1 protein-coding gene is annotated in these 1,241 nt (G+C 59.8%); it reads right to left on the reverse strand.

Features of this window, described 5'->3' with window-relative positions; genetic code table 11:
* Positions 1-817 precede the first annotated feature (817 nt).
* A partial coding sequence (locus BV106_RS26095; protein WP_038169639.1) for a glycosyltransferase occupies positions 818-1,241 on the reverse strand: 424 nt, incomplete at its 5' end.

The raw sequence follows: 1,241 nt of genomic DNA on the forward strand, positions 1-1,241 counted from the left end.
TGACTGAGTTGGGGAGGTCTTCATGAACGTTGAGGATGTACCCTACTTTTGCCGTCCACATAAACGAAGAAAGTCCACAAGACATACCTGCACCAAAATGCGACACAATTTATCTCAACCTAAATATTGGCGTTCCAATCCAGCCCATCCTCCCTGATCATCCTCTACGGAGACACCCAGGGTTGACTCGCTTGAGGCTCGACCAACCACTAGGCTGTGCTAGATATCCCTTCGGGGATTAAACTGCGGACTGAACCGAGGCCTTCCGCGGGCTCAGTCGAAGATCTTCCTCGAAGAGGATACGGCCAGAGGCCCAAGGTTGACGAGCTTCCAGCGAGCCTAGGTTGGGAACAGGTGTTGGAGGTTGCTACTCCGAAGGTTGTGGCGGTCTGAGTACCTTTCACATCCTTCTTCCCGCTACCACGTACTCCCTGACGTTCCCGGCAAGATGCCGGAAACAGCACGCAAGATGCGTTCGCTCCCCAAGTCCTCTGACCTCATCCGAGGAGTCGAAGCTTATCCACTGAAGGGGATATCGACCGCGGCCCAACGTTGGACGAGCTACAAGCGCTAAGGCCGTCAACCGCCTCCTTCCGCGCCACCAAGAGCCGGGACGGCTCTTCTACAGTCCCTCCGGCGCGGGCGAATCTCTTCTGCACGCCTCAGACTCCCCTCAACACCCGCAAGCTAAACCATCTCCGCCCGCCATTCCACCCCCAACACCTTGACCACTGACGCACTGCCCACTGACGCACTGGAATCCAGAGCCCCTGACAAACAAACACCGTACCATCCGAAGCCGGGGTCCAATCTCCGCTCACCTTGCGACAATACCCGCCAGCACCTCGCCGAACGACGACTTCCACCGAGAGGGGCTGCACTCAGAGAGCAGCCACACGCGGCCTTCCGCACCCATGTGATACCGTTCAGAAAGGCTCATGGACTCCAGGATCAACACGTCGCCAGCCAGGCCTGCGGCATCGCCGGGTTCGTGCAAAAATCCTGTCAGACCGGCGATCACCGTTTCTGACAATCCTCCCGACCGCGCCGCGAGCATGGGCTTGCCGTAGTCATACGCCTCATAGGTCACCAGGCCCAGCGGCTCCCACCAGACGGAGGGGGCGAGCATGGCCCGGCAGCCGCTGATGGCGGCATGCTTGGCCTCGCCTGTGACCAGACCGAGGTACTTGATGTCCGGGTACCGGGCAGCCTCCGCCTTGACCCGCTCCGCCAGCGGCCCT

It is taken from the genome of Verrucomicrobium sp. BvORR106 (assembly GCF_000739655.1).
In the GTDB taxonomy this organism is placed as follows: Bacteria; Verrucomicrobiota; Verrucomicrobiia; order Verrucomicrobiales; family Verrucomicrobiaceae; genus Verrucomicrobium.